Below are 914 nucleotides of genomic sequence, written 5' to 3'. Positions count from 1 at the left end.
TCTGTCCACCGTCTACGACACCCGTGGAACGAACCCAGAGCCGGTGAGCACCGAGGACGCCGCCGTGCTCGTCTTCCGGCTCGACGGAGGCGCTGTGGGCAGCTCCACGATTTCGCAGGTGTCCCCGGGGCACAAGAACGACCTGCGCATCGCCGTGGACACCCCCAGGCACTCCTTCGAATTCCACCAGGAGGAGCCGAACACCCTGTGGATCGGCGGGCGGGAACAGACCCGGATCTGGCACCGAGCCGACGAAGACGCTTCACCTTCGTCCACGGCCTACGACCAGTCCCCCGGAGGACATCCCCAAGGGTGGCGCGACGCCTTCACCTCCTTCGTCGCCGACACTTACCGGGCCGCCCAAGGCGAGGAAGTGGATGGGTTGCCGACCTTCGACGACGGCCTGCGTGCAGCCGTTCTCACCGACGCGGTCCTCACGTCCGCCGCCTCCGGCGGTTGGGTGGACGTCCACTGATGCACCCATGGCGAAGAACACCCCCCACCAACCGACGCGCGGTCTAAGGCGCGAAGGATTCGCTGGCGAACTCGAAACGGAGCCCATGATGACTCACGAGAACTCTCACCCCGTCACCCTGTTCACCGGCCAATGGGCTGACCTGCCCTTCGAGGAGGTGGCCCGGCTGGCCGCGGAGTGGGGTTATGACGGGCTGGAGATCGCATGCTCGGGGGATCACCTCGATGTGTGGCGGGCAGCTGAGGACGACGCCTATCTGGCCGGGCGCAAGGAGATCCTCGATCGGTACGGTCTGAAGGTCTGGGCGATCTCCAACCATCTGACGGGGCAGGCCGTCTGCGACGACCCCATCGACTTCCGCCACCAGGCCATCGTCGGCTCCCGCATCTGGGGCGACGGTGAGGCCGAGGGCGTCCGGAGCCGTGCGGCCGAGGAGCTC

The 914-nt window shown here is 67.2% G+C and carries 1 protein-coding gene and 1 pseudogene; both read left to right on the top strand.

Annotation, left to right across the window (positions count from 1 at the left end):
• The coding region (locus tag ACFWJO_RS38230) for a Gfo/Idh/MocA family oxidoreductase (protein WP_386872769.1) at positions 1–475 on the top strand (475 nt) is incomplete at its 5' end.
• An 88-nt stretch (positions 476–563) separates the two neighbouring features.
• Positions 564–914 (top strand): annotated as a pseudogene (locus tag ACFWJO_RS38225) (sugar phosphate isomerase/epimerase); the annotation flags it as partial.

It is taken from the genome of Streptomyces sp. NPDC127092, from assembly GCF_042722475.1.
Lineage (GTDB): Bacteria > Actinomycetota > Actinomycetes > Streptomycetales > Streptomycetaceae > Streptomyces.
This window is presented reverse-complemented; position numbering and strand designations above follow the sequence as displayed.